The sequence below is a fragment of the Gordonibacter pamelaeae 7-10-1-b genome (genome assembly GCF_000210055.1).
In the GTDB taxonomy this organism is placed as follows: domain Bacteria; phylum Actinomycetota; class Coriobacteriia; order Coriobacteriales; family Eggerthellaceae; genus Gordonibacter; species Gordonibacter pamelaeae.
In genome coordinates this window covers 406,570-409,460 of record NC_021021.1, presented here as the reverse complement: position 1 = coordinate 409,460, position 2,891 = coordinate 406,570, and the positions used below count along the sequence as shown (strand labels likewise).

Annotated in this window: 4 protein-coding genes; 1 reads left to right on the top strand and 3 read right to left on the bottom strand. The window is 69.0% G+C overall.

The annotated features are described in order from the left end of the window. The first annotated feature begins 350 nt into the window (after nt 1–350). Nucleotides 351–797: a universal stress protein gene (locus tag GPA_RS01895; RefSeq protein ID WP_041238785.1), complete on the top strand. Its 447-nt coding sequence runs from the start codon at nt 351–353 to the stop codon at nt 795–797. A 129-nt stretch (nt 798–926) separates the two neighbouring features. Here GPA_RS01895 and GPA_RS01890 read toward each other — a convergent pair whose 3' ends face one another. The 3 genes from GPA_RS01890 to GPA_RS01880 all read right to left on the bottom strand — a co-directional run. Further along, nucleotides 927–1,433, bottom strand: a complete 507-nt coding sequence (locus GPA_RS01890; RefSeq protein ID WP_015538787.1) for a DUF3784 domain-containing protein — start codon at nt 1,431–1,433, stop codon at nt 927–929. Between the two features lie 141 nt (nt 1,434–1,574). Continuing rightward, nucleotides 1,575–2,009, bottom strand: a complete 435-nt coding sequence (locus GPA_RS01885) for a hypothetical protein (protein WP_015538786.1) — start codon at nt 2,007–2,009, stop codon at nt 1,575–1,577. A gap of 68 nt (nt 2,010–2,077) precedes the next feature. Beyond that, a partial coding sequence (locus GPA_RS01880) for a prenyltransferase (RefSeq protein WP_083808850.1) occupies nt 2,078–2,891 on the bottom strand: 814 nt, incomplete at its 5' end.

Below are 2,891 nucleotides of genomic sequence, written 5' to 3'. Positions count from 1 at the left end.
CGCCGCAGCCGGCGGCGCTCTCGGCCTCCTCGGCGGCTGCGGCGCCTCCCGCCACGAGGAACAGCCACCTTCCCCCTCCAGAACATGAACGCTGCCAGCGCGAACGCGACGAGTGCCGCCGCGGCCGCCGCAAAGGCGGCGAGAGTGGTGCCATCCATTCGAAACCTCGCAGTCTTGGATCGTGCCCTTGGTTGCCTTCGGCTTGATTATAGCGTTCTTGCCGAAGGGGAGGGGCGACTGCCGATGGGTTCTCGGGAGATTGCGGGCATGGTAGAATGAGGGCAACGAGCAAGATGCCTGATGGGCTGCGGGTTCGCGCGACCTCGGGCACGGGAGAAAGCGGGACTGCTATGGGTTACGGAGCGATCTTGGTCGCATACGATGGTTCGGCACCCTCGAACCGTGCATTGGCGGACGCTCTCGAGCTCGTTGAATGCGGGCTGGGCACGCGAGTGGTGGTGCTGAGCGTCAGCTATCCTCTGAAAATGGAAGATCCCGCGTTCGTGGCCGCAGCGCGCGCTGCAGGCGTGCTGCTGTCGCTCGGCGGCGACGAGAAGGCGAGCCTCGAAGCCCTCAAGGAGCAGGTTGCCGACCGCATCGCGGAGCACGAGGGCGTGGTCGACCTGCGCGTGGCGTTCGGGAAGCCCCAGGAGGCCATCGTCCGCGAGGCGGCTCAGGAGCCCTGCGGCCTCATCGTCATGGGCAGCCGGGGACTGGGCGCCATCAAGGGCATGCTCGGCAGCGTGAGCACGGCCGTGCTCCACGCCTCCCCCGTGCCGGTGCTCATCACGAAATAGCCCGCAGGCGTGCCGGCACCCGCGCGCCCCGCCTGCACGGTCCCGGCGCAACCCAACGCGTTCGCCTTAGGAGCGTGCGGCCGCCCCGCGGAAGGGGCGGAAGGCGAGCAACGACCGGAAAGGCCGCGCTCAGCCGGCTGCCAAGGGAACCACGACCAGCATGACGAGCAGGTAGATTCCCAGAATGGCGAGGAGCACGCGGCCGGACAGGCGGTCGAGCCTCCGGTCCTCGGCTGTCCGGGAATCTTCCCTCGCGCCCTCCTGTCCGCAGCGTGCCTTGCGCCCTTGGACATTGGACCATACTACGACCCAGATGCAGGGAACGACGATGCCGGCTATGCCCGCCGCGACCAAGGCGTCGGACACCGCCCCGGCCGACGGGCCTCCCGCCGCCTCGACGAACGAGGAGGCGGCGAGCGCCGCAAGGGAACCGCAACAGCAGAGCATGACCACGCCCATGCGGCGCCCGAGGGCGCGCTGAAAGGGGCTTTTCTGCTCCTCGTCGGACACGAGGTTATTGCCGGCGATGAGCCGCAGCCACTGCCCATGCCAGAACTTCCAGCCCAATACCGCGAAGAGGGCGAACGTCGCGAGCCAGAACACGACTCCCACCAGGTGCTTCCCGAACTCCTCCATCGGCCCCCCCTCTCAGTGTCCAACCGGTCGCACCAGTATAGCGAAGCGCCGTTGCGAGGCGCGCCGAGCAATCAAGCATCGGCAGGGCGGCATGAATCGCATTGCAGGTCAGCTGTGGCCAGCCGCAAAGCGGGCGTGCCGTCAGGCAAACAGCAGCGACAGGGCGGTGAGCACGGCGCAGGTGGCTGCGAGGGTGACGACTAGGCGCGAAGAGCCGCCGGCGAAGTAGGGGCGGCCGTGCGCCTTGCAGTGGAAGGCCACGGTCCATACGACGAAGGCCCCGTACGCCACGAGCGCCACGCCGCTCACCACGAAGCCCGCCTGCGCGAACAGGGCGCTGCCGGACAGCCGTCCCATCTCGGAGGCCATGAGCGTGGCGACTGCCGCGAAGCAGGCGACCATGACCCAGGAGAGGTGCCGGCCCGTCTCGCGGGTGCCGGCAGGAAAGAACGTGCCCTTCTTCGTGCGCTCGGGCCGGGCCACGAGGAACTGCCAGCGGCCGTTCCACAGCTGGACGGCCAGCAGGGCCGACGCGACGAGCAGCAGGGCCCCCACGGCGAAACGGACGATCTCCATAGCGCCTCCTCCTAGATTCTGACGTGCCGCTCCGATAGCGCCCTGCGCACCGGAACCGGCTGCGGTTCCTACACGGCGAGCACGGTCCCGCTCGCCAGGATGGCGGCGGCGTAGAACGCACCGAGCGCCACGTTCACGCTGCACACCTGCGCCATGGCGCCCACGCGGGCGGGCGGCGCCAGCGGGTTCTTCAGCAGCGCGCCCACGAGCGGCCAGGCGGCCAGCAGCATGAAGGGCACCACCACGAGGCCGCCTGTGAAGAACACGGCCACGAGCGCCACGATGGCGGCGATCCACGCGAGGAGCACCGCGTGGTAGAGCCGGCGCGCCCGCTCGCGGCCCAGCAGCACGGACAGCGTGCGGCGCCCGGCCTCCACGTCCTTCTCCACGTCGCAGGTGTTGTTCGTGAACATGATGAGGCCCACGCCCAGCACCGTGGGCACGGCCCACAGAAGCGCCCGCAGGTCGAACGTGCCCGTAAGCGCCTGGTAGCACGCAAGCGGGATGAGGCCGCCCATGACGAACCCGCTCACCAGCTCGCCGACGGGCAGGTAGGAGAGGGGCGTCCTGCCCGCCGAGTACAGCACGACGACCACGGCGCCCACGGCGCCGATGGCGAGGGGTATCCAACCCGCAATCCAGATCACATAGGCGCCGACCAGGAACGCCGCCGCAAGGAAGCCCACGGCCAGCGCGAGCGCCGCGCGGGGGTTCACGTTGTTGTACACGAGCACGGCATCGGTGGGGTCCACGTTGTCGTCGGCGGAATCAGCCCCCTTCACGTAATCGTAGTAGTCGTTGAACGTGTTCACGGCCGACTGCATGAGCACGCAGATGGTCAGGAGCGCGCACGCCATCGTCACGGACACGCCCCCCGTTGCC

What these genes read in the sequence shown, in the direction of transcription:
- GPA_RS01890 (WP_015538787.1), bottom strand. Translation starts at nt 1,433, where the DNA reads ATGGAGGAGTTCGGGAAGCACCTGGTGGGAGTCGTGTTCTGGCTCGCG.
- GPA_RS01895 (WP_041238785.1), top strand. Translation starts at nt 351, where the DNA reads ATGGGTTACGGAGCGATCTTGGTCGCATACGATGGTTCGGCACCCTCG.
- GPA_RS01885 (WP_015538786.1), bottom strand. Translation starts at nt 2,009, where the DNA reads ATGGAGATCGTCCGTTTCGCCGTGGGGGCCCTGCTGCTCGTCGCGTCG.